Origin of the sequence: Streptomyces sp. NPDC127108, from assembly GCF_042677545.1 — a bacterium.
Lineage (GTDB): Bacteria > Actinomycetota > Actinomycetes > Streptomycetales > Streptomycetaceae > Streptomyces.
In genome coordinates this window covers 51099-75614 of sequence record NZ_JBHXTE010000041.1, presented here as the reverse complement: position 1 = coordinate 75614, position 24516 = coordinate 51099, and the positions used below count along the sequence as shown (strand labels likewise).

Below are 24516 nucleotides of genomic sequence, written 5' to 3'. Positions count from 1 at the left end.
CGGTCTCCTAGGTGAGTGGTGGGTCGAGGTGCGGCGCGACGTCGGCGCCGAACGCCGCCATCTGGTCGGTGAGTTCGGCGCGGCCGCGGCTGCGGAACCGCACCTGGATCTGGTGCACGCCCATCTCCCCGTACGCGCGCAGCGACTCCGCGAGGGCGTCGGGCTTCCCGCTGAGCGTGCGCCGCCCCACCGGCCAGGAGGGCTCGCCCACGTACAGCGGCTCGGTGATGGCCCCGACGGTGACGGGTGCCTCGATCCCCGCCTCGGCCCGCAGCCGCCGCAGCTTCGCGATCTGCCCGGGAAGGCGGTCGCGCGGGTCGCCCTGCGGCAGCCAGCCGTCACCGCGCGTGGCGGCCCGCCGGACGGCGGCGGGCGAGGAGCCGCCGACCCAGATCGGCACCCGCTCCTGGGCGGGCCGGGGCCGCTGCCCGAGGCCCTCGAAGGCGAAGCGCTCGCCGTGGTGCTCGGGGAACTCCTCGGGCCCGAGCGCGGCCCGCAGCGCGTCCACGGTCTCGTCGAGCAGCGGCCCGCGCCCCGCGAAGTCGGCGCCGAGCACGTCGAACTCCTCCGCCACGTGCCCGGCGCCGACGCCGAGGATCAGCCGGCCGCCGCTGAGGTGGTCGAGCGTGGCGTAGCTCTTGGCTCCGAGGAGCGGGTGGCGCAGGCCGACGATCGCGACATGGCTCAGCAGGCGGACGCGCTCGGTGACCCCGGCCAGGAAGGAGAGGGTGGCCACGGGGTCGTACCAGGTGGTGCCCATCGCGTCCGCGAGCCGTCGCGGGATCGCCACGTGGTCGCAAGCGGCGAGGTACGCGAAGCCCGCCCGGTCGGCCGTGCGGGCGATCTCGACCAGGTCGCCGGGGCTCGCGTCGGCCTCCCACGCCTCGGCGAACACCGCGCTCTGGGCCTGCACCGGGAGCTGCATCCCGTACGCGAGCCGCCCCGCCGGGAAGTGCTCCGCCATGGCGCTCAGGCCCCCGGTCCCGGCCACAGGCCGTCCTTCGTCAGACCGAGCAGGTCGATGGCGTTGCCGCGGACGATGCGCTCCACCACGTCCGGGGCCAGGTGCCCCATCTGTTCCTCGCCGACCTGGCGCGATGTGGGCCAGGTGGAGTCGGAGTGCGGGTAGTCGGTCTCGTACAGGACGTTGCCGACGCCGATCGCGTCGAGGTTGCGCAGACCGAAGGCGTCGTCGAAGAAGCAGCCGAAGACGTGGTCGGCGAAGAGCTCGGACGGCGGCCGGTGCACCTTGTCGGCGACGCCGCCCCAGCCCCGGTTCTCCTCCCAGACGACGTCGGCGCGCTCCAGGATGTAGGGGATCCAACCGATCTGCCCCTCCGCGTACATCACGCGGACGTTGGGGAAGCGCTCGAACTTGCCGCTCATCAGCCAGTCGACCATCGAGAAGCAGCAGTTCGCGAACGTGATCGTGGAGCCGACGGCGGGTGGTGCATCGGCGGAGGTCGACGGCATCTTGCTGGAGGACCCGATGTGCATCGCCACCACCGTGCCTGTCTCATCACAGGCGGCGAGGAACGGGTCCCAGTAGTCCGTGTGGATCGACGGAAGTCCGAGATGTGGCGGAATTTCCGAGAAGGCGACGGCCCGCACCCCGCGCGCCGCGTTGCGCCGCACCTCGGCGGCCGCCAACTCGGCGTCCCAGAGGGGTATGAGAGTGAGCGGTATCAGCCGACCTTGCGCGGCGGGGCCGCACCACTCGTCCACCATCCAGTCGTTGTACGCCCGTACGGAGAGAAGCCCCAGGTCACGGTCCGGCGCCTCGGTGAACGTCTGGCCGCAGAAGCGCGGGAAGGTGGGGAAGCACAGGGCGGACTGGACGTGGTTGACGTCCATGTCGGCGAGCCGGTCCGGGACACTGAACGAGCCGCGCCGCATCTGCTCGTACGTGATCACTTCCAGCTTGATCTCGTCGCGGTCGTAGCCGACGGCCGTGTCGAGCCGGGTCAGCGGGCGGTGCAGTTCCTCGTACACCCACCAGTCCCCTATGGGGCCATCGTCCCCTTTCTCCCCCATCACAGGGGCGAACTTACCGCCCAAAAAGGTCATTTCCTTGAGTGGGGCACGGACGATGCGCGGGCCTCGGTCCTGGTACTTCGCCGGGAGGCGGTCCCGCCAGACGTGCGGCGGCTCCACCGTGTGGTCGTCCACCGAGATGATCCTCGGGAACGGCGGCTCGGCGGGGGCGGCCTCCTGAGTGCTCTCCATGGTCTCCATAGGGCTCACGGTAGCGCGCATCTGACGATCCGTCAGTTGTCCGGATTCGGTCACTGGTGCGGGAACCCTGTGAGAGCCGTCTCCCACGGCTGACGCATCCGCTCCGGACAAGGCAAACTGTGCACCGCAGTAAGCCGCACGGGCAGGGCAGGTCCGAGGCGGGCACAAACCAGGCACAGCCGGGCACAGTTGGGCGTATTTGAGAAAACTTCAGCAACTGCGTACGGCAGGGCAGCAGGGGGAGCGATGGACGGACTACCGCGAGTGCCGGAGCAGCGGCGTTCGGCGGCGGAAAGCGACCCTGGCACAACGGCGCGGGCGTCGCGAGAAGTGAACGAGGAGGCGCGGAGCGCGCCTTCGGGCGCGCACGGGCCGGACGGGCCCGCGAGCCCGCAGGCGCCGAACGAGCCGGACGGACCTGCGGCCGCGAACCCGCACGCCCCGGACCGGTCCGCCACGGACGGGCCCGGCGCGGCCGACGCGCAGCCCGCCGCCCGCTTCAGTGTGCTCGGGCCCGTGCGCGCCTGGCTCGGCGGGGAGCCCCTGCCCACCGGCTCCCCCCAGCAGCGCGCCCTGCTCGCCGCCCTGCTGCTCCGCGACGGCCGCACCGCCACCGCCTCCGAACTCATCGACGCCATCTGGGGCGAGGACCCGCCGTCGCAGGCGCTCGCCGCGATCCGTACGTACGCGTCCCGGCTGCGCAAGGTGCTCCCCACCGGCGCCCTCGTCAGCGAGTCCGGCGGCTATGCCGTACGGGCCGCCGACGGCGTGCTCGACCTCGCCGAGGCGGAACAGCTGTGGTCGGCGGCCGAGCGGGCGCGCGGGCTCGGTGACCTGCACCAGGCCCGCTCCCTGGTCAAGGAGGCCCTGTCCCTGTGGGACGGCGAGCCCCTCGCCAACGTCCCCGGGCCCTACGCGGACGCCCAGCGCACCCGCCTGGAGGAATGGCGCCTCCAGCTCCTCGAGGCCCGCCTCGACATGGACCTGGAGCAGGGGCGGCACGCCGAGTCCGTCTCCGAGCTGACCGCCCTCACCGCCGCGCACCCCCTGCGGGAGCGCCTGCGCGAACTCCTGATGCTCGCCCTCTACCGCTCGGGACGCCAGGCCGAGGCCCTCGCCGTCTACGCCGACACCCGCCGCCTGCTCGCCGACGAGCTCGGCGTCGACCCGCGCCCCGGCCTCCAGGAACTCCAGCAGCGCATCCTCCAGGCCGACCCGGCCCTCGCCGAGCCCTCCGCCCCCGCGACGGAGCCCTCGGCGGGCGTCGTCCGCCCGGCCCAGCTGCCCGCCACCGTCCAGGACTTCACCGGCCGCGTCTCCTTCGTCAAGGAACTCAGCGACATCCTGTCCACGGCCGAGGGCCGCGTGATGGCCGTGTCGGCGCTGGCGGGGATCGGGGGTGTGGGCAAGACGACGCTGGCGGTGCATGTCGCGCACGCCGCCCGCGCCCGCTTCCCGGACGGGCAGCTCTACGTCGACCTCCAGGGCGCGGGGCCCCGCGTCGCCGAGCCCGAGACGGTGCTCGGCGCCTTCCTGCGCGCCCTCGGCACGCCGGACTCGGCGATCCCGGACTCCCTGGCGGAGCGGGCGGCGCTGTTCCGCTCCGTCCTCGACGGCCGCCGCGTCCTCGTCCTGCTCGACAACGCGCGCGACGCCGCCCAGGTCCGTCCCCTCCTGCCCGGCACGGAGGGCTGCGCCGCGCTCGTCACGTCCCGCACCCGGATGGTGGACCTGGCCGGGGCCCACCTCGTCGACCTGGACGTCATGTCCCCCGACGAGGCCCTGCAGCTGTTCACGAAGATCGTGGGCGAGGAGCGGGTGGCGTCCGAGCGCGAGGCGGCCCTCGACGTGGTCGCCGCGTGCGGCTTCCTGCCCCTCGCGATCCGCATCGCCGCGTCCCGCCTCTCCGCGCGCCGCACCTGGACCGTGTCGACGCTCGCCGCCAAGCTGGCCGACGAGCGCCGCCGCCTCGACGAGCTCCAGGTGGGGGACCTGGCCGTGGCCGCGACCTTCGAACTCGGCTACGGCCAGCTGGAGCCGGCCCAGTCCCGCGCCTTCCGCCTCCTGGGCCTCGCCGACGGCCCCGACATCTCCCTCTCGGCCGCCGCCGCGGTCCTGGACCTCCCCGTGGAGGACACCGAGGACCTCCTGGAGTCCCTGGTCGACACCTCCCTCCTGGAGTCGGCGGCCCCCGGGCGTTACCGCTACCACGACCTCGTCCGGCTCTACGCCCGCGCCTGCGCCAAGCGCGACGAACTCCCGCCGAGCGAACGGGACGCGGCGCTCTCGCGTCTCCTCGACTTCTACCTGGCCACGGCGGCCGAGGTGTTCTCCATCGGGCGCCCCGGCGACCGGCTGGTGAACCACTTGGAGCCCACCCGCTACGCGGGCCTGGCGTTCGACGACCGGGACGACGCGCTGAACTGGCTCTACACCGAGGCGAACTGCCTGCTGGCCTGCGTGCAGCAGGCCGCGTCCGGTCCGACCCTGCGCCAGGCGATCGACCTGCTGTGGGCTGCGCAGGACCTCGGCGAGTCCGGCGCGAACTCCAAGCAGTACGAGGCGGCGGCCATCGCGGCACGGGCGGCCGCGCAGCAGGCCGCCGACACACGCGCGGAGGCCCGCGCGCGGACCACGCTCACCAACGTCCACCTCACCGCGGGCCGGTACAACGAAGCCGACGAAGAGGCCCGGATCGCCACGGCGCTCGCGCAGACCGCGGGCGATCCCGTGCCCGTCTACTGGGCCATGAACGACCGCGGCATCATCGCCGTCAACCAGGGGCGCTACGCGGCGGCGGAGGAGTTCCTCCTCAAGGCCATGGAAGGGTCCCAGGCGGACGGGAACCGCCCCGGGCAGGCGAGCGCCATGTGCAACCTGTCCCGCATGCACTTGTTCATGGGCAACACCGCGCGTGCCATCGAGCTGGCCCAGCAGGGCGTCGACATCTACAAGAGCATCGGCCACGCCCTGCGCCTGCCCAACGCCGAGTACGGCCTGGGCATGGCCTACACGCAGGCGGGCCGCCACAGCGAGGCGCTGGAGCAGCTCGACGGGTCGCTGCACAGGTTCCAGGTGAACCGGCAGCGGCTGTGGGAGGGCACGGCGCACTTCCGCATCGCTCAGGCCCACTTGGCGGCCGACCGGCCGACGCTGGCCGCTCAGCACGCGGAGCAGACCCTCGCCATCGGCTTCATCGGCGGTGACCGCATTCGGGCCCAGGTCCTGACGACGCTGGGACGAGCCCTCGACCGCCTCGGCCAGTCCGACCGCGCGCGGGCCTGCTGGCGGGACGCGCTGAACCTGCACGAGCAGTGCGGAACCAGCGACGCCGACGAGGTGCGCCGCCTGCTCGCTCCGCCCCTGTCGGCGGCCTGAACAGCTGCTCAAGCGGCTCTTCGGGGGCGTTCATCGATTGTTTATGCCAACGAGGCATGCTTATTGCAGTCGATCCGTCGCGTCGGGGGGCAGACGGGTCGCCGGGGGACCGTCGATATCGTTGGCGGCCCCGGAACGCCCGTTCGGCGGTCCTCGGGGGAGTTGCCGAGCGGGCGTTTTCCCCGACGGCTCGTTGTCACAACTGGGGAGACTGCCATGAGCAACACCGAAAAGAAGATAGTGAAGCCCAAGGTCGCGTCGAAGGGGGACCACCACAGCCCGGCCCCGCCGCCGGTCGACGGTGATGTCACGACGCAGGGGGACCACCACAGCCCCGCGCCGCCGAAGGACGGCGGCATCACGACCAAGGGCGACCACCACAGCCCCGCCCCGCCCTCGGGCGGAAACTGATGCTTACATCCTGACGGGGGTTCGGCCGCGGCGGCGCGGAGGGGGAGCCGCCGCGGCCGAAGTATTTCCACGACAGTCGACTACGGCTGCAACTTGCCAAGATTTAGCAGTATTTGTTCGAACATACTGCTGTTTGTACGACTAGAGTCGATTGTTGAAAGTCGGCCCCCTCCAAGGAGTTGGAATGACTCGTACGCGCAGAATCCTTGTCACCCTGGCCGTCATGGCCTCGGCTTCAGCAGCAGCGACCGCTCCGGCACTCGCTGACCACCACGCTCCCGCCCCTCCCAGGGACGGCGACGTGACGGTCAGCCCGCTGGGTGATCACCACGCACCGGCACCGCCCGTCAACGGGCATGCCCTGACGCAGCACTGATCATCCCGGGGCCGAGCCGCCGCTCGGCCCCGGCCTGCCGCACGGGCGGGAACCGGCCAGGCGCGTCGCGGAATTCGGTGGACCCTGCCCACCCCCCTGCCTGATAGTGCGCCCATGACAACTCTCGTGCGCCACATCACATTCGACTGCTCCGACGCCCACGGGCTCGCGTCCTTCTGGGCCGAGGTCCTGGAGGGCTCGATCTCCGAGGACGACTTTCCGGGGGACCCGGAGGCGCTGGTGACCACGCCCGGCGGACCGACGCTCCTTTTCGTCACCGTCCCGGACAAGAAGACCGTGAAGAACCGCGTGCACTTCGACCTGCAGCCGCAGGACCGCACCCGGGACGAGGAGGTCGAGCGGGTCATCGCACTCGGCGCGACCCTCGTGGCCGACCACCGCCAGCCCGACGGCCGCGGCTGGGTGACCCTCGCCGACATCGAGGGCAACGAGTTCTGCGTGGAGCGCAGCGCGGGAGAGCGCGCCGCGACGGCGTGACGACACCGCCAGGGAGCGCGAACCGGCTCACGCTGAGGACGCCCCGGCCGGACGGCCCGCCCCCTCAGGGCAGCCTGCGCAGCTCCCCCTTCACCACCTTCCCGCTCGCGTTCCGCGGCAGCTCCGTCACGAACTCCACCTCGCGCGGGACCTTGTAGTTGGCCATTTCGCGCCGTGACCAGGCGATCACGTCGTCCGCGGTGAGGGTCGAGCCCGGTCGACGCACCACGTACGCCTTGCCGACCTCGCCGAGGCGTGCGTCGGGGATGCCGATGACGGCGGTGTCGGCCACTTCGGGGTGGGTGCCGAGGAGCTGTTCGATCTCGGCGGGGTAGGCGTTGAAGCCGCCGACGATGAACATGTCCTTGATCCGGTCGGTGACGCGCAGGTTGCCGGCCGCGTCCAGGACGCCGACGTCGCCGGTGCGCAGCCAGCCGTCGGGGGTGCGGACCTTGTGGGTCTCGGCGGGGTCCTCGAAGTAGCCGCTCATGACGTTGTGGCCGTGGACGAGGATCTCGCCGGGGGTGCCGGGGGCCAGGGGTTCCCCCGCGGGCGACACCACCTTCACCTCCGTGCCGGGGATCGCCCGGCCCGACGTCGACGCGATGACCTCGGCCGGGTCGCCCCTGCGGCACATGGTGACGATGCCGCTGGCCTCGGAGAGGCCGTACGCCGTCAGGACGGTGGCGATGTGCAGCTCCGCGCGGAGGCGTTCGACGAGGCGCAGGGGGACCACCGCGGCGCCGGTCACGACGAGGCGCAGGGCGGTGAGGTCGTGGGCGTCCCGGGCCGGGTGGTCGAGGAGGGACTGGTGGAGGGTGGGCGGTCCGGGGAGGACGGAGATGCGCTCGGCGGCGATGTTGGCGAGGACGGTGTCGACGTTGAAGACCGGCTGGGGGACCATCGTGGCGCCGCGCATCAGGCAGGCGATGATCCCGGCCTTGTAGCCGAAGGTGTGGAAGAACGGGTTCACGATCAGATAGCGGTCGCCTTCGCGGAGCCCGGCGAGGTCGCTCCAGATCTCGTAGCAGCGCAGGGTCTGGGCGTGGGTGATGACGGCGCCCTTGGGGCGTCCCGTGGTGCCCGAGGTGAAGACGATGTCGGAGGGGTGGTCGCCGGTCACGGTGGCGGCCCGGGTGCGGACGGCCTCGGCGGTGACCCGGTCGCCGCTCGCGAGGAAGTCCTTCCAGGTGCGGAAGTCCTCGGGGGCGTCGTCGGCGAGGACGACGACCTGTTCCAGGTGGGGAAGTCCGGGCAGCGGTCCGGGGCTCGCGCCACCGCCCGCCGCCCCGGCCACCGCCCCGAACTCCGGCGGCTCCCCGGCCGCCCGCCGCAGCGACGCCACGTACGAGGTCCCGAGGAACGTACCGGTGACGAAGAGCAGCTTGGCCCGGGAGCGGGCGAGGACGTACGCGGCCTCGGTGCCCTTGAAGCGGGTGTTGAGGGGGACGAGGACGGCGCCCGCGCCGACGGCGCCGAGGGCGGAGACGATCCAGTCGAGGGTGTTGGGGGCCCAGACGGCGACGCGGTCGCCGGGTTCGACGCCCTCGGCCATGCAGGCGGCGGTGGCCCGTTCGATCCGTTCGCCGAGTTCGCGGTACGTCACCCGGGTGCGGCCGTCGACGACCGCCTCCCGGTCCGCGTACCGCCTCGCCGCCGCCCGGACCAGGCCCGGCACGCTGCCCCACTCCAGGTCGCCGCGCATGGCCGCCCCTCCCGCCGTCACCCACTAGCTGACTATCCGTCAGATTAGCGGTAGCCTGACGCGCTGTCAGCAGCGAGGGCTCGCCACGACGCGCGCGGAGGTGTGCAAGCCATGGCCTCACTCAAGGACGCCACAGCGATAGCCGGTATCGGACAGACCCCCTTCGCCAGACAACTCCCCGAGAGCGAGAAGACGTTGGCCTGCCGGGCCGTCCTCGCCGCGCTCGACGACGCGGGGATAGCGCCGTCCGAGGTCGACGCGTTCGCCTCGTACACGATGGAGGAGACCGACGAGGTCGAGGTCGCCAAGGCGATCGGCGCGGGGGACGTCACGTTCTTCAGCAAGGTCGGGTACGGGGGCGGCGGTTCCTGCGCGACCGTCGCGCATCTGGCGTCCGCCGTCGCCACCGGGCAGGCGAACGTCGGCGTCGCCTGGCGCTCGCGCAAACGCGGCAGCGGGCCCCGGCCGTGGCGGAACACCACCGCCCAACTCCCCACCCCCGCCCAGTGGACGCGCCCCTTCGGCCTCCTTCGCCCCGCCGACGAGATCGCGATGCTGACGCGCCGCTATCTGCACGAGTACGGCGCGACCCGCGACCACCTCTTCAACGTCGCCCTCGCCTGCCGCAACCGCGCCAACCAGAACCCGGCCGCGATGATGTACGAACGCCCGCTGACCCGGGACATGTATATGACCTCGCGCTGGATCAGCGAACCCCTGTGCCTCTTCGACAACTGCCTGGAGACGGACGGGGCGTTGGCGTGCGTCGTCGTCTCCGCCGAGCGGGCCCGCGACTGCCGCCGGAAGCCCGTCTACGTCCACTCCGCCGCCCAGGGCCTGCCCGCCCAGCACCACGGCATGGTCAACTACTGGAACGACGACCCGCTGTCGGGACCCGCCTGGACGGCCGCCCGACAGCTCTGGAAACAGGCCGACTTCGGCCCCCACGACGTCGACGTGGCCCAGATCTACGACGCCTTCACGCCCCTCATCCCGCTCTCCCTGGAGGGCTACGGCTTCTGCGGCCGGGGCGAGGGCGGCGCGTTCACCGAGGGCGGCGCCCTGGAGATCGGCGGCCGCCTCCCCCTCAACACGGGCGGCGGCGGCCTCAGCGAGGCCTACGTCCACGGCTTCAACCTCATCAACGAGGGCGTGAAGCAACTCCGCGGCACGTCGACGGCCCAGGTCCCGGATGCGAGGACGTGCCTGGTGACGGCGGGCGAGGGAGTCCCGACATCGGCGCTGCTGCTCCGGGCCCCGTGAGGGGGATGCGGCCTGCGCCCGTGAGGGTCGGGGGCACCCGCAAGCGCCGGGGATGCCGGGCCCCGTAAGGGGCGCGGGGAACTGCGCGAGCAACCACAACCAATCCCGCACCCGCGAAGGGACCCAGACATGGCAGACGAGAAGGCGCCCCCGCCGGCCCTCCTCACCCCCGTCCTCGACGACGACGGCGCCCCCTTCTGGACCTACGCCGCCCGAGGCGAACTCCGCGTACAGGCCTGCGCGGAAGACACCTGCGGCGAGCTACGCTTCCCGCCCCGCCCCTGCTGCCCCCACTGCCAGTCCTTCGACACCACCTGGCGCCGCATGAGCGGCAAGGGAAGGATCTGGTCGTACGTGATCCCGCACCCCCCGCTCCTCCCGGCCTACGCCGCCCTCTCCCCGTACAACACGATCCTCGTGGAACTCGCCGACGCCCCCCGGATCCGCCTGGTGGGCAACCTCGTCGCCAGGGCGGGCGCGCCCCCGAACTCCGTGCCGCGGGAACGGCTGCGGATCGGCGCGCGCGTGCAAGTGGTCTTCGCCGAGCGCGGCGGCGTCGTGCTGCCGCAGTGGGTCCTTGAGCGGTCATGACGGAACCGGAGACGACCGGGCTGCGCGTGGAGCGGGACGCGAGGACCGGGGTCGCCGTGGTGACCCTGGACCGCCCGCGGCGGCACAACGCGCTGACCCCGGAGACGGCGGCCGAACTGGCCTGGCTGTGGAAGACGTTCCGGGGCGACGACACGGTCCGGGCCGTCGTCCTCACGGGCGCCGGTGAGCGGGCCTTCTGTACGGGTATCGACCGCGCGGCCGAGGTCCCGCAGCCGTCGTCCCCGTACTCGATCGAGGACCCCCTCCTCGCCGTCGGGCCGAAGGCCAACGACCTGTGGAAGCCGGTGATCGCCGCCGTCAACGGCATGGCGTGCGGCGGCGCCTTCTACCTCATCGGCGAGTGCGAGTTCGTGATCGCGGCGGAGCACGCCACGTTTTTCGACCCGCACACGACGTACGGGATGGTCAGCGCGTACGAGGCCATCGCCATGGCGCAGCGGATGCCGTTCGGGGAGGTGGCGCGGATGTCCCTGATGGGGACCGCGGAGCGGGTGTCCGCGCGGCGGGCGTACGAGATCGGCCTGGTGTCGGAGGTGGTGGCGGGCGGCGACGTGGTGGCCGCGGCGGTGCGGGCCGCCGTCACCGTCGCGTCCTTCCCCACGGAGGCCGTGCAGGGCACGGTGCGCGCCGTCTGGTCCGCCAAGGAGGCCGCCCGCACCCAGGCCATGGCCCACGCGCCGCATCTCATCGCGCTCGGCAACGCGGACGCCGCCCGGCAGGCGGAGCTGTTCGCGGGGCGCGGGCGGGGCGACAGCTTCCGGGTCCGGTAGGGCGCCCCGCGCCGGGGCTCAGCGGGACGTGGCCGTCCCCCGCTCCGCGTCGAGGGCGTACACACAGCGGTCCTTGCTGCACGCGTACACCACGCCGTCCCTGACCACCGGGGCGCCGGTGATCTCGCCGCCGGTGGCGAGCTTCCAGCGGAGGCGGCCGTCGTCGGCCTTGAGGGTGTAGAGGAGGTGGTCGGTGGCGCCGAAGTGGATGCGGCGGTCGGCGACCACCGGGGAGCCGACGACCTCGCCGCCGGCCTGGAAGCGCCACTTGGGGGTGCCGGTGACGGCGTCGAGGGTGTAGAGCCCCTTGCCGCTGCCCACGTGGACGTGGCCGTCGGCGACGAGGACGGGGTCGACGGAAGAGCGGGCCTCGGTGGCGATGCGCCAGCGGTCGCGGCCGTCGGTGGCGTCGAGGGCGTACACGGTGCCCAGGTAGTCGGCGAGGTAGACGCCGCCGCCGGTGACGGCGGGGCCGGGGGCGAAGGCGGGCGGACAGAGGAACGCGGCGGGCGCCTCGAAGTGCCAGCGCACGTGCCCGGCGGCCACGTCGACGGCGAGGACGCGGGTGCCCGCGGCGATGTACACGTATCCGTCGGGCGCCTGGGTGACGCGGACCGGCACGCCGCCGCAGGACGCGGCGTCGCCGACGGGGTAGGACCAGCGCTCGATGCCGGTGCGGGCCTCGACGGCGCGAAGGCGGGCGTCCTTCCAGACGTACACGGTGCCGTCGACGATGACGGGCGCGGCCTCGGGCGTCTCGAACTCGGTCTGGGCGTTCGTGATCTCCCAGAGCTTCTCGCCGTTCGCGGCCTCCCAGCCCTGCACGCCGCCGCCGCGGGTCGCGGTGACGACGGTGCCCCGGTCGGCCTGCAGGGCGTACACCCAGGCGTCGGTCTGGATCCGCCACAGGTCGGAGCCGTCGGTGCCGTCGAGGGCGTAGAGGGTGGGGCCGTCGGAGGCGTGGATGCGGCCGTCGGCGACGGCCATGGACCAGGCGACGTCGCGGGTCTTGAAGCTGCGCCGTCCGGTGCTCACGTCGAGGGCGTGGACCTCGAAGGACGTGACGTACACGAGGTTCCCGGCGACGGCGGGCGTCCCCCAGACGTCGTTGGACATGCGGAACCGCCAGGGCCGCCAGGAGGGCGGGGCGCCGGAGCCCGGGGCCGCGGCACCCGCGCCCCCGCCCGCGCCACCGGTGACGCCCGCGTCGACCCCGTTGGCCCCGGGCCGCACCGCCCCGGGCGCCTGCGCCGACCGCGACCACGACCCGGCGAGCCCGGAGTCGGCGGGCGCCGCCGCGCCCCGGGCCTCGGCGACGCGCGGCCCGGGCCCGATCGGCACCTGGGCCCCGGCGAGCTGCACGGGCCCGGCGTCGGGCGCGCCGTGGCCGGGCGCGTGGAAGGGCTGGGAGGCGCCCGGGGGCGCGTGGAACGGCTGGGACGCCCCTGAAGGCGCGGGCACCTGGGAGGGCAGGCCGGGGGCGTGCGAGGGGACGGCGGGGGCCTGGCGGGGCGGCGGCGGCACCGCGGACACGGGTGCGGCCGAGGCACCGGCGGCGGCGCTGCCGCGCGAGCCGCGGCCCCCGGAGCCGCTGGTGGCGGCGGCGCGCGCGGGCGGGCGTCCGCCCCGGCGTGCCTCGATGAGCGCGACGGCCCGCTCGGGCAGCCACGCGGACGCGGTGCCGCTGTCGTCGCCGTTGCCCTCGGAGGCGAAGAGGTGCGGGGCGAGCTGGGCCTGGAGGTCGCCGGGCGTGGGCCTTCGCGTGGCCTCCATCTGCATGCAGGACTCGATGAGGGGCCGCAGCTCGTCGGGCAGGCCCTCCAGGTCGGGGCCCTCGCGCAGGAGCATGAAGACGGTCTCGACGGGGTTGGCGCCGTGGAAGGGGGCGTGTCCGGTGGCGGCGAAGACGAGGGTGGAGCCGAGGGAGAAGACGTCGCTGGCGCCGGTGACGCTGCGGGAGTCCTTGGCCTGCTCGGGCGACATGTAGGCGGGGGTGCCGACGGCGACGTTGGTCATGGTCAGGCGGGTGTTGGAGACGCCCGACGCGATGCCGAAGTCGATGACGCGGGGGCCGTCCTCGACGACGAGCACGTTGGACGGCTTCAGGTCGCGGTGGACGAGCCCGGCGCCGTGGATGGACTCCAGGGCCTCGGCGACGCCCGCGGCCAGCCAGCGCACGGCCTGGGTGGGCAGCGGCCCGTGCTCGTTCACTATTTCCTCGAGCGAGGGCGCGGGCACGTACGCCGTGGCGAGCCAGGGCACGGCGGCGCGCGGGTCGGCGTCGACCACGGCGGCCGTGTAGAAGCCGGACACGGCCCGGGCCGCCTCGACCTCGCGCGTGAAGCGGACTCGGAACAGCTGGTCCTCGGCGAGCTCGGTTCTGACCGTCTTGATCGCCACGCGCCGCCCGGAGGCCGAGCGCGCGAGATAGACGAGCCCCATGCCACCGGCGCCGAGCCGTCCAAGGACCTCGAACGGGCCGATCCGCCGCGGATCGTGCTGCGTCAGCTGGTCCACCACTTGCCTGCCACCTCCCCGTACGCGCGGCCGCCGCTTAGAGCAGCCCCGTGCAGCGTCTCACCACCGAGCCGCTACGGCGGCACGCACCCTGATTCTTCCTGGCTCGGGCCACGGTTGCGAACCCGGGGCAAGATCGGGCTGTTTCGGGACAAAAGTGACGTACGGGTACATCAAATGGGGCGATGCCCTCCGATACCCCTCTCGTACTCTCCCGCACCGCTCCTGGTTCACATCGGGTTCACACCTGTTCCGGCTCCTGGAGGACGGCGAAAGCCGCGCCTTGGTTGTCCACCAGGGTGCAGATGCGGCCGTACGGCGTGTCCTGCGGCTCGTCGCGCACGCGGCCCCCGATCCTGCGGGCGGTGGCGGCGGCCGCGTCGCAGTCGGCGACGACGAAGTAGTTCAGGAAGTGCGGGGGCATCTCGGCCGGGAAGGCACCGCCCATCAGCGCCCGGCCGCCGATCGCGGTCTCGGGCCCGGGCCGCGCCCCCGCGGGCGACCAGATCCGGAAGTCCTCGCCCGCGTCGTCGAGGTCCTGGCCTCCGTAGCCGAAGACGCCCTCGTAGAAGGGGTCGACCGCCTCCTTGGACCGGGCGTACACCTCGGTCCAGCAGAAGGATCCCGGCTCGCGCTGGGTGCCGAAGCCCACGTGCGAGCCCGCCTGCCAGAGGCCGAAGACGGCGCCCTCGGGGTCGGCGGCGAGCCCCGTCGTGCCGAACGGGCCGACCGGCATCGGGTCCATGATCATCTGCCCGCCCGCATCCTTGATCCGGGCGGCGAGCGCGGCCGCGTCCGGCGTCGCGAGGTAGACCGTCCAGGACGTGGGCATGCGCCCGTCCGGCTTGGGGGCGAGCGCGGCGACGGGCTCACCGGCGAGGAACGCCTGGGTGTAGTTCCCGTACTCCGCCCCGGCGCCGTCGTCGAAGGTCCAGCCGAAGAGCTCGCCGTAGAAGCGCTTGCCGCCCTCGACGTCGGGGAGCATCGCGTCCACCCAGCAGGGGACGCCTTCCGCGAATTCCATGAGCCCGTTCCCTCGGTTCGCCCGCGGAGGTCCTTCCTGTGGCCTCCGTCACAGTCAAGCTAGCCGCACGCCGTCGGGCCCGCAGCACATTGATTCGAACACGTGGCCAATTCTGGTGGGGTGACAGGTGGGCTACGGAGGGTTCCGAGAGGGGGCTCCCGGATCCCGCTCCGACCCCCCTCTGGCGCCCCTCTGGCACCCCTTCAACCCCATTTGCACTCGGTCGAATCGCGCTCCGATCACCCCTCGGTAAGCTGACGGCATGACAGGACAGGTACGTACCGTCGACGGCCGCGTGGCCGGTCGGCGTGGTCAGGCGACACGTCAGAAACTGCTGGACTGCCTGAGCGAGATGCTCAGCTCCTCGCCCTACCGGGACGTCAAAGTCATCGACGTCGCCCGGAAGGCGGGCACTTCACCGGCGACGTTCTACCAGTACTTCCCGGACGTCGAGGGCGCCGTCCTGGAGATCGCCGAGCAAATGGCCGCCGAGGGCGCGCAGTTGACGCAGCTCCTCGAAGGCCGCTCCTGGGTCGGCAAGGCCGCCCTGCAGACCTCGCAGGACCTGGTCGACGGGTTCCTCGACTTCTGGCGGAAGAACGACGCGATCCTCCGGGTGGTCGACCTCGGCGCGGCCGAGGGCGACAAGCGGTTCTACAAGATCCGGATGAAGATCCTGAATTCGGTGAACAACTCCCTTACGGACACCGTCAAGGAGCTCCAGGCCAAGGGCAAGGTCGACAAGGACGTGAGCCCGGCGGCCATGGCCGGTTCGCTGGTCGCCATGCTCGCCGCGGTCGCCTCGCACCAGCGCGGCTTCCAGACCTGGGGCGTCAAGCAGGCGGAACTGAAGCCGAACCTCGCGCTGTTGGTGCACCTGGGCGTGACGGGCAAGAAGCCGACGAAGTAGGCGCCAAGCACCGGAGTCCTGTCACCACGGCGGCGGATCACTGTCTGTGATCCGCCGCTGTGCTCTCCGCACGTCTGCGCTGTGGAGCGGTACGGCTTCGCGCTTCGTGCAGCGGTACGCCTTCGCTCGCCGTGCAGCGGTACGCCTTCCGGCGCCGGGGAGCGGTACGCCTTCGCGGCGGGGCGCCACGGTGCCTGCCGGACGCCCGCACCCGTTCGGGTGCGCTACCGCCGTTCCAGCCGGAACAGCCGGATCTCGCGCTCCACCCGCGCCTGGTACGTCGCGTACGGCGGCCAGAACGCCAGCGCCGTCCGCCAGGCCGCAGCCCGCTCCTCCCCCGCCAAGAGGCGGGCCCGCACCGGGATGTCGGTGCCGCGCCAGTTGATGGAGACGTCAGGACCGGCCAGCAGGTTCGCGGTCCACGCCGGATGCGCGGGCCGCCCGAAGTTCGACCCGACGAGCAGCCAGCTCCCGCCCTCCTCCGGCACGCACGCGAGCGGAGTACGCCGGTCGAGCCCGCTCCGCGCACCCCGCGCCGTCAGGATCACACCGGGCAGCATCCGGGCGCTGAGCAGCACCTTTCCCCGCGTGAGCCGGTGCACGCCCCGGTCCATGGCGGGCACGACACGAGGGGCCACGCGGGCGAACGCACGCGTGGCCGAAACCTTCCGCACCAGCCGGAGCCCGACCCCGGGGGCCATCAGCTACCCGCCCCCTCGGCCCGCGGCTCCCGGCCCGCCCCGACCACCCGAACGGCGGGCGCGCCCGGCTCCGGCGCCCCCGCGGACACCGCCCCCGCCGCCCGGTCCGCCCCCTGCCGCGCGAACAACCCGGCGCGTTCGGCCGCGTGCGCCCGCAGCCGGTGCACGGGGCCGAACAGCAGCTCGTCGCCGGAGGCCCGCTTGAGGTACAGGTGGGCGTCGTGCTCCCAGGTGAAGCCGATGCCGCCGTGCAGCTGGACGGCCTCGGCGGCGGCGGTGCGCAGGGCTTCGAGGCCCTGCGCGAGGGCGAGCCCCCCGGCCCGCTCGGCCTGCCCGCCGCCTCCGTCCCCACTGCCGCCGTCCCCAGCACCCCCGCCCTCGGCGCCCCCGCCCTCGGCGCCCCCGTCCCCGGCGCCTTCGTGGGCGTCCGCCGCCCACGCCGCGTAGTACGCCGCCGACCGGGCCGCCTGCACCCGTACGTACACGTCGGCGAGCCGGTGCTTCACCGCCTGGAAGGAGCCGATCGCGCGCCCGAACTGCTCGCGTTCCTTGACGTAGGAGACGGTGCGGGCGAGCGCGCGGTCGGCGGCGCCGACGGCCTCGGCGGCGAGCAGGACGGCGACGCGCTCCCCGACCTCCGCCAGCGCGGCATCCACGCCGGAGACCGGGCCCCCGTTCTCCGTGACATCCCCTTCCCCCAGCAACTCACCTTCCACGTCCCGCAGTTCGAGACGCGCCCGCGGCCGGGTCTCGTCGAGCGCGGTCTGCCGGACGCGGACGAGTCCGGGGGCGTCACCGCGTACGAGGAACAGCAGCGCCCGGGACCGGGCGAACCCGCCGGTGTGCGCGGCGACGAGGAGCAGTTCCGCGCTGTGCCCGTCGAGGACCTGGTCGACCTGTCCGTAGAGGCGCCAGGTGCCGTCGGCCGTCCGTGCCTGCACGCCGCCCGCGCGGCCGCCGCCGGTCCAGTCGTCGCGGTGCTCGTGGTTGTCGCCGACGAGGCCGAGGGCGGTGGCGAGTGCGGCGCCGGGGACGGCGAGGGCGGCGGTGAGTTCGCCGGTGGCGACGCGGGGCAGCAGCTCGGCGCGGCGGCGGGGGGTGCCGAGGGCGAGCAGCAGGGGCGCGGCGAGTCCGGCGGTGGCGACGAGAGGTGAGGGGGCGAGGCCCTGGCCCAGTTCCTCGCAGGCCAGGGCGAGTTCGAGGGTGCCGCAGCCGGTGCCGCCGTGCCGCTCGGGCAGGGCGAGGCCGGGCAGGCCGAGCTGTCCGGCGAGGGCGGCCCACAGTCCGGTGTCGTATCCGGCGGGGGTGCGGACGGCGGCCTTGACGTCGTCGGGGCCGCAGCGTTTGGTGACGATCTCGCGCAGGGTGCGGCGGATCTCGTCCTGTTCCGCGGTGAGGGCGGCGTCCATCGGCGGGCTCCTCTCCCGGGCCCGGCGAGCCCGGATCTGACGAACCGTCACATGAGCTGACGGGCCGACATGCTAGGACTCCGGGGCTCGGTTGCCCAGGCCCGTGCACCCTCCCGCCCGGCGCCGTATCTGATGTACCGTCAGATCCATGGCCGCTGACGCTGGTGCACGTGGTTCCGGAGGCTCACGCAGGGCCGTTCGCAGGGGCGGTTCGGGAGGTGCGCGTGGCTTCGCGGGCGGGCGCGGCTCCGGACGCCGGAAGGTCGCCGTCGTAGGGGTGGCCCTCTCGGACTGCGGACGGGTCGACGACGCGACGGCGTACGCGCTGCACGCACAGGCCGCCCGGCGCGCGCTTGCGGACTCCGGGCTCGGCCGCGAGGTCGTCGACGGGATCGCGTCGGCGGGCCTCGGGACGCTGGCGCCCGTCGAGGTCGCCGAGTACCTGGGCCTGCGTCCGCGCTGGGTGGACTCGACGTCCGTGGGCGGCGCGACCTGGGAGGTCATGGCGGCGCACGCGGCCGACGCGATCGCCGCGGGGCACGCGAACGCCGTCCTGCTCGTGTACGGCTCCACGGCCCGCGCCGACCTCAAGGCCCGGCGGCGCACGGCGAACCTGTCCTTCGGGGCGCGCGGCCCGCTCCAGTTCGAGGTCCCCTACGGGCACACCCTGGTCGCCAAGTACGCGATGGCGGCACGCCGCCACATGCACGAGTACGGGACCACGCTGGAGCAGTTGGCGCAGGTCGCCGTGCAGGCGCGGGCGAACGCGACGACGAACCCCGAGGCGATGTACCGCGACCCGATCACCGTCGACGACGTCCTGACCGGCCCGATGATCGCGGACCCGTTCACCAAGCTGCACTGCTGCCTCCGCTCCGACGGCGGCTGCGCGGTGCTGCTCGCCGCCGAGGAGTACGTGGCGGACTGCGCGTCACCGCCGGTGTGGGTGCTCGGCTCCGGCGAACACGTCTCGCACACCACCATGTCCGAGTGGGAGGACTTCACCGTGTCCCCGGCGGCGGTCAGCGGACGGCTCGCGTTCGAACGGGCCGGGGTCGGCCCGGCGGACGTCGACATCGCCGAGATCTACGACGCCTTCACCTACATGACCCTGGTGACCCTGGAGGACCTGGGCTTCTGCGCCAAGGGCGAGGGCGGCGCGTTCGTGGAGAAGGGACGGCTCCTGCGGGACGGCGAGCTGCCCACCAACACCGACGGCGGCGGCCTCTCCGCCCAGCACCCCGGGATGCGGGGCCTGTTCCTGATCGTGGAGGCGGTACGTCAGTTGCGCGGGGAGGCGGGGGAGGCACGGCAGGTGCGGCGGGCCGCACCGTACGGCGGGGGGCGGCTGCCGGAGGTGGCGGTGGTGTCGGGGACGGGTGGGTGGTTCTGCTCTTCGGGGACGGTGGTGTTGGGGAGGTAGGGGGGACAGGCCGGGAGCAACGTAACTCCCCGGCCCTAAGGGGTGTTTCAGGGTTGCGCCAGGGCTGTCCCTGATCACCGAGAGGGCGAATCGGCGGAGCCTTGAGGCATGGCTACTCCTTCCTCGGCTTCCGATGCTCCCTCTCCTGCGTGTTCCTCGTCCGCGCCGGGGCGCCGGCTCCGCCCCTCCCGCAGAACCCTCGTCCGGGGCACGGTCGCTGGTGGTGTGCTTGCCGCGACCGCGACAGCGGGGACGGCACACGCCTTCACAGCCAGGCCGAAGGCACGTGGCCCCCGTGGGGGTGACGACTTGGCGCCGCTGGACCCGGCGGTGCTGCGGGCGGCGATAGCGGACCTGTCGCACCCTCCGGCGACGGCGGCGCACCTGCGGGTGGGCGGCACGGAGGCCGAGGGCCGCACGGACACTGCCTGGTACGGGACTTCGGGCGTCGCCGACATCACGACGGGCCGGAAGGTGGGCCGCCACGACCGCTTCCGGATCGGCAGCGTCACAAAGGTGTTCGTGGCGACGGTCGTGCTGCAGCTGGCGGCCGAGGACCGGGTGCGACTACACGCACCGGTGCAGCGGTACCTGCCGGGCCTGCTCCCCGACACCTACGCGCCGATACGGATAACCCACCTTCTCGACCACACCAGCGGCCTGCCGAGCGAAAGCGGCCCGGACGTGCCGGACCTGTCCACGCCGGAGGCGATAGACGCACACCGACACGACCGCTGGACGCCGGAGCGCCTGCTCGCGACGGTCACGCGTGAGCGCCGGATGAAGTTCCGTCCGGGCAGCGCGCAGGAGTATCGCGGCACGAACTACGTCCTCCTGGCCCTGCTGATCCGCGAACTCACGGGCCGCTCGCACGGGGAGGAGATCCACCGCCGCGTCACCCGCCCCCTGGGCCTGACGGAGGTCGCGTCACCGGGACACGACCCCCGCATCCACGGCCCGCACGTCCGTGGCTACTTGAAGATGGCCGACGGGCGCCTCAAGGACTTCACGGAGTACGACCAGTCCTACTCGTGGGGCGAGGGCGAGCTGATATCCACGGGCGACGACCTGGACCGCTTCCTGACCGCGCTGTTCGCGGGCCGCCTGCTCCCGCCGCACCTGTTCCGGCTCATGCACACGCTGCCGCCGAAGGAGGTACGGATGGTGGACGGCTCCCCCGCGCGGTACGGCGCGGGCCTGCAGACGGCCACGGTCAACGGCGTGGAGCTGTGGGGCAAGACGGGCGAGCAGTACGGCTACGCGTCGGCGGCGTTCTCGACGGTGGACGGTCGGCGGAGGTTCGTCCTGGCGTACAACCCCGTCGGGGCGAGCGCGGCCGGACAGCCGACGATGACGCAGCGGGTCGCGGAGGCGGTGACGCGGAGGCGGTGACGCGGCGCCGTGTGTGAGGGAGCCCCCGCTCCCCCACACACGCCCGGGACGCGTCGGTCCTGGTGCGGCCCTGGTGCGGTCAGCCCTGGTGCGGTCAGCCCTGGTGCGGTCAGCCCTGGTGGAGTTCGTCGCGGCCGGCGCCGCCCGAGAGCTTGTCGGTGCCGGTGCCGCCCCACAGGACGTCGTCGCCGCTGTTGCCCCACAGCGAGTCGTTGCCCGCCTCGCCGTACAGCTTGTCGTTGCCCTTGCCGCCGTAGAGGGTGTCGGCGCCCGACTTGCCGTGCAGGACGTCGTTGCCGTCGTCGCCGTGCAGGTTGTTCTCCTCGCGGTTGCCCGTGAGCGAGTCGTTGCCGGGGCCGCCGAAGCAGTCCTGGCCGCAGTTGATCAGGGTGTCGTTCCCGGCGCCGCCGTACGAGCCGAAGCCCTTGGGGCCGCCGCCGCCGTCGAGGTGGTCCTTGCCGTCGTCGCCGTGGAGCATGACGTTCGCGGAGCCCTTGAGGCGGTCGTCGCCCTTGCCGCCGTGGATCCGGCCCCATGCCTCGCCGTCGGCGGGCAGGGTCGCGGTGTCGTCGCGGTCGCCGAGGTCGACCTGGTAGGTGTCCGAGTCGTCGGAGCCCAGGGGGACTTCGAACGCGCAGCGGACGACGGTGCGGTCGCTGGGCGTGGGGTACGCGCACTCGTCCCACTCCGCCGCGGCGGCGCTGATGGTGATGGCGGCGCGGTCGCGGAAGGTGACTTCGAAGTACTGCTCGAACTCCCCGCGGCTGACGATCTTCTCGTCGACCTTCAGCTGGTTCTTCTGGCCGGGGGTGGCCTTGTAGAGGAGTTCGTCGCCGTCGTGGACGATCGCGGCCGAGGTCGTCGGGGCGGCCTGGGCGGCGGGCGCCGCGAGGGCGGCTCCGCCGAGGGCGAGGACGAGGGAAGCGGTGGCAGTGAGGGTCCTGTAGGTGCGCATGCGGAAGTGCCCTTCGAGGTGTCTGTGTGCCGTGGTGCTTCTGTATGTCCCGTTAGACCAGAGGCATATGAAGGGAGTTGTGCAGTTGATCATGAACATAGGCGGTCCACGCCGTTGCCGGGACGTGGACGCCCTGGCGGCGCCACGGGCCAGTACGGGGGCGGGTGGGACGACAATCCCCTCATGACGACACCCACGTCCGAGTCCCCCGCCACTCCCGAGCCCGCCGCCGCACCCGAGTCCACGTCCCCCGTCACGCCCGCGTCGGAGTTCCGGCGGCTGCTGCGCGCCCAGAAGGTGTGGGACGTCCGCCTGCCGGAGTTCGAGGAGCTGCCGGAGTTCGACCCGGAGCAGGCGCCGCCCGCCCCGGTGGGCCTGTTCCACCGGTGGTTCGCGCAGGCCGCGGAGGCGGGGCAGCCGGAGCCGCACACGATGGGCCTGGCGACGGTGGACGCGGCGGGCGACCCGGACGTGCGGACGGTGATGCTGCACGACGTCGACGACGAGGGCTGGCACTTCGCGTCGCACGCGACGAGCGTCAAGGGCCGACAGCTCGCGGCACACCCGTACGGGGCACTGCACTTCTACTGGGCGGCGCAAGGACGCCAGGTCAGGGTGCGTGGCCCGGTGCGGACGGCCCCGCACGCCGAGGCCCTGGCCGACCTGCACGCGAGGTCGGCGGGGGCGCTCGCGGCGGCGCTCGTGGGGCGGCAGAGCGAAGGCCTTCCGGCGTACGAGGAGTTGGCGCGGGCCTCGGACGCGGCGTGGGAGCGGGCCGCGCGGGAACCGGACGCCGACGCGCCGAGCTGGACGCTGTACGTACTGGCGCCGCAAGAGGTGGAATTCTTCCAGGGAGACGCGCGGAGGCGGCATGTGCGGCTGCGCTACCGTGCGGCTGAAAACGGGGGCTGGTCAAGGGAGTTGATGTGGCCGTGACGACCCACGAGGAACCCGTGGTGGCCCTGCGCCCCGCGACACCGGCCGATGTGGCGGCCATCGCCCGGATCTGGCACGAGGGCTGGGCCGACGGCCACCTGGGCAACGTACCGGCGGCGCTGATGGCGGTGCGCACGGCGCAGTCGTTCGGGCTGCGGGCGCCGCAGCGGGTCGCGGACACGGCGGTGGCAACGGTCGGCGACGAAGTGGCCGGTTTCGTGATGGTGGTGGACGACGAGGTGGAGCAGGTGTACGTCGACGCGCGCCACCGGGGCACCGGCGTGGCCCGCGCGCTCCTCGCCGAGGCGGAGCGCCGGGTGGCGGCGAAGGGCCACACCCGCGCCTGGCTGGCTGTGGTCAACGGCAACGCGCGGGCCCGCAGGTTCTACGAACGCAGCGGCTGGACCGACGAGGGCCTCTTCGAGTACCTGGCGGCGAGCGACAGCGGCCCGATCCATGTGCCGTGCCATCGGTACGTGAAGCGGGTCGGGGGCTTCTGAGTCCGGGCTGGCCGGGCGGGCACGACGGCCGCGTCCGGAGGGGCCCGAGGAGTCACACGGCCACGACGGTCACGGCTTCCTCCAGGCCCTTGAAATCCTCGGTGTTGCGCGTGAAGAGCGGGATTCCCTGGACCGAGGCAATCGCGGCGATCATCAGGTCGAGTCTGCGCGGGCGCGGATTCCGGCGGGCTGCGAGGACCAGTGCCACGAGCGTCCCGTACCGCGTGGCCGCCGCCCCGTCGAACGGCAGCGGGTCGAAGGCCGAAACCGCGTCCGCGAGCCTCTCTGTGCGTCGCGCCCGCTCACCGGGGTCCTTGGCCATGGCGACACCCTGCTGAAGCTCCGCCATCGTCACCGCGGTGAGCTTCGGCCTGGCGGGCAGGCGCGCGGGGTCAAGGTCCGCGAGATCGACATACACGCACGTGTCGAGGACTCCGATCGGGTGCCGCCGGTCAGTCACGAGTGGCCCCCCATGGGTCCTCGTCGCCAATGCGGTCCTCGCCGCCGAAGAGTTCGTCGGCCTCACGACGCATCTGCCCGTGGTCGATACGCGGCAGCTTGCGGGCACGGGCGACGAGTTCTTCCGCGCTCAGCTCTCGCCGGCGGGAGAGGGGGCGCAGCTCTGCGACCTCTATGCCGCTACGAGTGATGTGGTACGTCTCGCCCGCCTCGACCGCGTCCATGACGGCGGCGGAGTTGTTCCGGAACTCGCGCTGCGTGATGGTCTTCATGACGCCGAGCGTAGCACCGTGGGACACAGGGCGCTACACATCCCCCCGAGGCCGGAACACCGGCACCATCACGCCCTCGGCGCACTCCCGGAACGTGACCTGGAGGGGGAGGCCGGGGCGCGGGGTGAGGCGGGGGCCGTCGGTGGGGGTGACGAGTTCCGTCATCATGCGGGGGCCCTCGGCGAGGTCGACGACGGCTGCGGTGTAGGGGACGCGGGTGCCGAAGGGCGGCAGGTCGTTCCGGTGGACCACGGACCAGGTGTAGAGGGTGGCGCGCCCGCTCGCGCGCTCCCAGGTGACGTGCTCGCTCCAGCAGTGGGGGCAGAACTCGCGCGGGTAGTGGTGGGCGCGGCCGCAGGCGGGGGCGTGGCAGCGGCGGACGAGCAGGTGGCCCTCGGCGGCGGCGTCCCAGTAGGGCCGGGTGAAGGGATCGGGTTCGGGGAGGTCGAAACGCACGCCCGGAGCCTCCGCCCCGCTCACCGGAGCACCCCCCACCCGCGCCCGGCCGCGCCGCCCGCGCCCCCGACTCCCCCCGCACTCCGCTCGAACCAGCCCTCCTCGCCCGCACCCCGCTCGAACCAGCCCTTCTCGCCCGCGCGCCGCCCGCACGCCGACCGCCCCGGTCCGAGCCCGCCACCGGGCACGGCGAGCCGCGCCCCGTCGCCGAGCGAGATGCCGAGCAAGATCCTTTCCACGCCGTGACCTCCCCAGTCCTCCACGTCAACGCCCGTCGGCCCCGGCCGCTCGCGCCGCATACGCCTCACAGAGGC

General features: G+C 73.1%; 23 protein-coding genes. 11 read left to right on the top strand and 12 right to left on the bottom strand.

From position 1 onward, the window contains the following. Window positions 1-7: 7 nt before the first annotated feature. Together ACFVHO_RS30165 and ACFVHO_RS30160 are read right to left on the bottom strand one after the other, a co-directional pair. Entirely contained in the window at window positions 8-964 is a 957-nt protein-coding gene (locus ACFVHO_RS30165) for an LLM class F420-dependent oxidoreductase (RefSeq protein ID WP_385721423.1), read from the bottom strand. 5 nt (window positions 965-969) lie between these two features. After that, a complete protein-coding gene (locus ACFVHO_RS30160) occupies window positions 970-2235 on the bottom strand; it encodes an amidohydrolase family protein (RefSeq protein WP_385721371.1) in 1266 nt (421 codons plus the stop codon). 246 nt (window positions 2236-2481) lie between these two features. Here ACFVHO_RS30160 and ACFVHO_RS30155 point away from each other — a divergent pair, with 246 nt between their 5' ends. From ACFVHO_RS30155 to ACFVHO_RS30145, 3 genes are all read left to right on the top strand, one after another. Continuing rightward, entirely contained in the window at window positions 2482-5613 is a 3132-nt protein-coding gene (locus ACFVHO_RS30155; RefSeq protein ID WP_385721368.1) for a BTAD domain-containing putative transcriptional regulator, read from the top strand. Between the two features lie 216 nt (window positions 5614-5829). After that, window positions 5830-6024: a sigma-like protein gene (locus tag ACFVHO_RS30150; RefSeq protein WP_385721365.1), complete on the top strand. Its 195-nt coding sequence runs from the start codon at window positions 5830-5832 to the stop codon at window positions 6022-6024. A gap of 490 nt (window positions 6025-6514) precedes the next feature. Further along, window positions 6515-6898 (top strand): VOC family protein, encoded by a 384-nt coding sequence (locus tag ACFVHO_RS30145; protein ID WP_385721362.1) that lies wholly within the window; start codon window positions 6515-6517, stop codon window positions 6896-6898. Between the two features lie 64 nt (window positions 6899-6962). Here the strand turns inward: ACFVHO_RS30145 and ACFVHO_RS30140 are convergent, their stop codons facing one another. Further along, window positions 6963-8603, bottom strand: coding sequence for a fatty acid--CoA ligase family protein (locus ACFVHO_RS30140; protein ID WP_385721359.1), 1641 nt, complete (start codon window positions 8601-8603; stop codon window positions 6963-6965). Between the two features lie 111 nt (window positions 8604-8714). Between ACFVHO_RS30140 and ACFVHO_RS30135 the strand changes: the two genes are divergently transcribed. The 3 genes from ACFVHO_RS30135 (at window position 8715) to ACFVHO_RS30125 (ending at window position 11248) form a co-directional block, all read left to right on the top strand. After that, window positions 8715-9866, top strand: a complete 1152-nt coding sequence (locus ACFVHO_RS30135; RefSeq protein ID WP_385721356.1) for a lipid-transfer protein — start codon at window positions 8715-8717, stop codon at window positions 9864-9866. 129 nt (window positions 9867-9995) lie between these two features. Beyond that, the gene (locus ACFVHO_RS30130; RefSeq protein WP_385721353.1) at window positions 9996-10457 is read left to right on the top strand and encodes a Zn-ribbon domain-containing OB-fold protein; all 462 of its coding nucleotides are present in this window, start codon (window positions 9996-9998) and stop codon (window positions 10455-10457) included. Further along, window positions 10454-11248, top strand: coding sequence for an enoyl-CoA hydratase/isomerase family protein (locus ACFVHO_RS30125; protein ID WP_385721350.1), 795 nt, complete (start codon window positions 10454-10456; stop codon window positions 11246-11248). Before ACFVHO_RS30130 ends, ACFVHO_RS30125 begins: the two co-directional genes overlap by 4 nt. 18 nt (window positions 11249-11266) lie before the next feature. Here the strand turns inward: ACFVHO_RS30125 and ACFVHO_RS30120 are convergent, their stop codons facing one another. Both ACFVHO_RS30120 and ACFVHO_RS30115 read right to left on the bottom strand, forming a co-directional pair. Next, on the bottom strand, window positions 11267-13768 hold the full coding sequence (locus ACFVHO_RS30120) for a PQQ-binding-like beta-propeller repeat protein (protein ID WP_385721347.1): 2502 nt from the start codon (window positions 13766-13768) through the stop codon (window positions 11267-11269). 238 nt (window positions 13769-14006) lie between these two features. Beyond that, window positions 14007-14789, bottom strand: coding sequence for a VOC family protein (locus ACFVHO_RS30115; RefSeq protein WP_385721345.1), 783 nt, complete (start codon window positions 14787-14789; stop codon window positions 14007-14009). 262 nt (window positions 14790-15051) lie between these two features. Here ACFVHO_RS30115 and ACFVHO_RS30110 point away from each other — a divergent pair, with 262 nt between their 5' ends. After that, on the top strand, window positions 15052-15699 hold the full coding sequence (locus ACFVHO_RS30110) for a TetR family transcriptional regulator (protein WP_385721342.1): 648 nt from the start codon (window positions 15052-15054) through the stop codon (window positions 15697-15699). 224 nt (window positions 15700-15923) lie between these two features. Here ACFVHO_RS30110 and ACFVHO_RS30105 read toward each other — a convergent pair whose 3' ends face one another. Next, window positions 15924-16400, bottom strand: coding sequence for a nitroreductase/quinone reductase family protein (locus ACFVHO_RS30105; RefSeq protein WP_385721339.1), 477 nt, complete (start codon window positions 16398-16400; stop codon window positions 15924-15926). Continuing rightward, window positions 16400-17809 (bottom strand): acyl-CoA dehydrogenase family protein, encoded by a 1410-nt coding sequence (locus ACFVHO_RS30100; protein WP_385721336.1) that lies wholly within the window; start codon window positions 17807-17809, stop codon window positions 16400-16402. Before ACFVHO_RS30100 ends, ACFVHO_RS30105 begins: the two co-directional genes overlap by 1 nt. Window positions 17810-18086: 277 nt before the next feature. Between ACFVHO_RS30100 and ACFVHO_RS30095 the strand changes: the two genes are divergently transcribed. Beyond that, window positions 18087-19232, top strand: a complete 1146-nt coding sequence (locus tag ACFVHO_RS30095) for an acetyl-CoA acetyltransferase (protein WP_385721333.1) — start codon at window positions 18087-18089, stop codon at window positions 19230-19232. Between the two features lie 309 nt (window positions 19233-19541). Then, the gene (locus ACFVHO_RS30090; protein ID WP_385721330.1) at window positions 19542-20624 is read left to right on the top strand and encodes a serine hydrolase domain-containing protein; all 1083 of its coding nucleotides are present in this window, start codon (window positions 19542-19544) and stop codon (window positions 20622-20624) included. Window positions 20625-20733: 109 nt separating this feature from the next. Here ACFVHO_RS30090 and ACFVHO_RS30085 read toward each other — a convergent pair whose 3' ends face one another. Next, entirely contained in the window at window positions 20734-21579 is an 846-nt protein-coding gene (locus ACFVHO_RS30085) for a calcium-binding protein (RefSeq protein WP_385721327.1), read from the bottom strand. Window positions 21580-21762: 183 nt separating this feature from the next. Between ACFVHO_RS30085 and ACFVHO_RS30080 the strand changes: the two genes are divergently transcribed. Both ACFVHO_RS30080 and ACFVHO_RS30075 read left to right on the top strand, forming a co-directional pair. Further along, complete coding sequence (locus ACFVHO_RS30080; RefSeq protein ID WP_385721324.1) at window positions 21763-22515, top strand: pyridoxal 5'-phosphate synthase; 753 nt, start codon at window positions 21763-21765, stop codon at window positions 22513-22515. Continuing rightward, entirely contained in the window at window positions 22512-23015 is a 504-nt protein-coding gene (locus ACFVHO_RS30075) for a GNAT family N-acetyltransferase (RefSeq protein WP_385721321.1), read from the top strand. The genes ACFVHO_RS30080 and ACFVHO_RS30075 overlap by 4 nt, the downstream gene beginning before the upstream one ends. A gap of 52 nt (window positions 23016-23067) precedes the next feature. On the opposite strand, the gene ACFVHO_RS30070 is transcribed toward ACFVHO_RS30075, so the two are convergent. From ACFVHO_RS30070 to ACFVHO_RS30055, 4 genes are read right to left on the bottom strand one after another with little or no spacing between them, the layout of a single operon-like run. Continuing rightward, window positions 23068-23475, bottom strand: coding sequence for a PIN domain-containing protein (locus ACFVHO_RS30070; protein ID WP_385721318.1), 408 nt, complete (start codon window positions 23473-23475; stop codon window positions 23068-23070). Next, the gene (locus tag ACFVHO_RS30065) at window positions 23468-23746 is read right to left on the bottom strand and encodes a type II toxin-antitoxin system Phd/YefM family antitoxin (RefSeq protein ID WP_385721315.1); all 279 of its coding nucleotides are present in this window, start codon (window positions 23744-23746) and stop codon (window positions 23468-23470) included. Before ACFVHO_RS30065 ends, ACFVHO_RS30070 begins: the two co-directional genes overlap by 8 nt. A 33-nt stretch (window positions 23747-23779) precedes the next feature. After that, window positions 23780-24241, bottom strand: a complete 462-nt coding sequence (locus ACFVHO_RS30060; protein WP_385721312.1) for a Zn-ribbon domain-containing OB-fold protein — start codon at window positions 24239-24241, stop codon at window positions 23780-23782. Next, window positions 24223-24441, bottom strand: a complete 219-nt coding sequence (locus tag ACFVHO_RS30055; RefSeq protein WP_385721309.1) for a hypothetical protein — start codon at window positions 24439-24441, stop codon at window positions 24223-24225. The genes ACFVHO_RS30060 and ACFVHO_RS30055 overlap by 19 nt, the downstream gene beginning before the upstream one ends. Between the last annotated feature and the right edge of the window lie 75 nt (window positions 24442-24516).

Excerpts from the sequence above, each read along its gene's own strand:
- ACFVHO_RS30165 (WP_385721423.1), bottom strand. The coding sequence starts at position 964 with ATGGCGGAGCACTTCCCGGCGGGGCGGCTCGCGTACGGGATGCAGCTC.
- ACFVHO_RS30160 (WP_385721371.1), bottom strand. The coding sequence starts at position 2,235 with ATGGAGACCATGGAGAGCACTCAGGAGGCCGCCCCCGCCGAGCCGCCG.
- ACFVHO_RS30155 (WP_385721368.1), top strand. The coding sequence starts at position 2,482 with ATGGACGGACTACCGCGAGTGCCGGAGCAGCGGCGTTCGGCGGCGGAA.
- ACFVHO_RS30150 (WP_385721365.1), top strand. The coding sequence starts at position 5,830 with ATGAGCAACACCGAAAAGAAGATAGTGAAGCCCAAGGTCGCGTCGAAG.
- ACFVHO_RS30145 (WP_385721362.1), top strand. The coding sequence starts at position 6,515 with ATGACAACTCTCGTGCGCCACATCACATTCGACTGCTCCGACGCCCAC.
- ACFVHO_RS30140 (WP_385721359.1), bottom strand. The coding sequence starts at position 8,603 with ATGCGCGGCGACCTGGAGTGGGGCAGCGTGCCGGGCCTGGTCCGGGCG.
- ACFVHO_RS30135 (WP_385721356.1), top strand. The coding sequence starts at position 8,715 with ATGGCCTCACTCAAGGACGCCACAGCGATAGCCGGTATCGGACAGACC.
- ACFVHO_RS30130 (WP_385721353.1), top strand. The coding sequence starts at position 9,996 with ATGGCAGACGAGAAGGCGCCCCCGCCGGCCCTCCTCACCCCCGTCCTC.
- ACFVHO_RS30125 (WP_385721350.1), top strand. The coding sequence starts at position 10,454 with ATGACGGAACCGGAGACGACCGGGCTGCGCGTGGAGCGGGACGCGAGG.
- ACFVHO_RS30115 (WP_385721345.1), bottom strand. The coding sequence starts at position 14,789 with ATGGAATTCGCGGAAGGCGTCCCCTGCTGGGTGGACGCGATGCTCCCC.
- ACFVHO_RS30110 (WP_385721342.1), top strand. The coding sequence starts at position 15,052 with ATGACAGGACAGGTACGTACCGTCGACGGCCGCGTGGCCGGTCGGCGT.
- ACFVHO_RS30105 (WP_385721339.1), bottom strand. The coding sequence starts at position 16,400 with ATGGCCCCCGGGGTCGGGCTCCGGCTGGTGCGGAAGGTTTCGGCCACG.
- ACFVHO_RS30100 (WP_385721336.1), bottom strand. The coding sequence starts at position 17,809 with ATGGACGCCGCCCTCACCGCGGAACAGGACGAGATCCGCCGCACCCTG.
- ACFVHO_RS30085 (WP_385721327.1), bottom strand. The coding sequence starts at position 21,579 with ATGCGCACCTACAGGACCCTCACTGCCACCGCTTCCCTCGTCCTCGCC.
- ACFVHO_RS30080 (WP_385721324.1), top strand. The coding sequence starts at position 21,763 with ATGACGACACCCACGTCCGAGTCCCCCGCCACTCCCGAGCCCGCCGCC.
- ACFVHO_RS30065 (WP_385721315.1), bottom strand. The coding sequence starts at position 23,746 with ATGAAGACCATCACGCAGCGCGAGTTCCGGAACAACTCCGCCGCCGTC.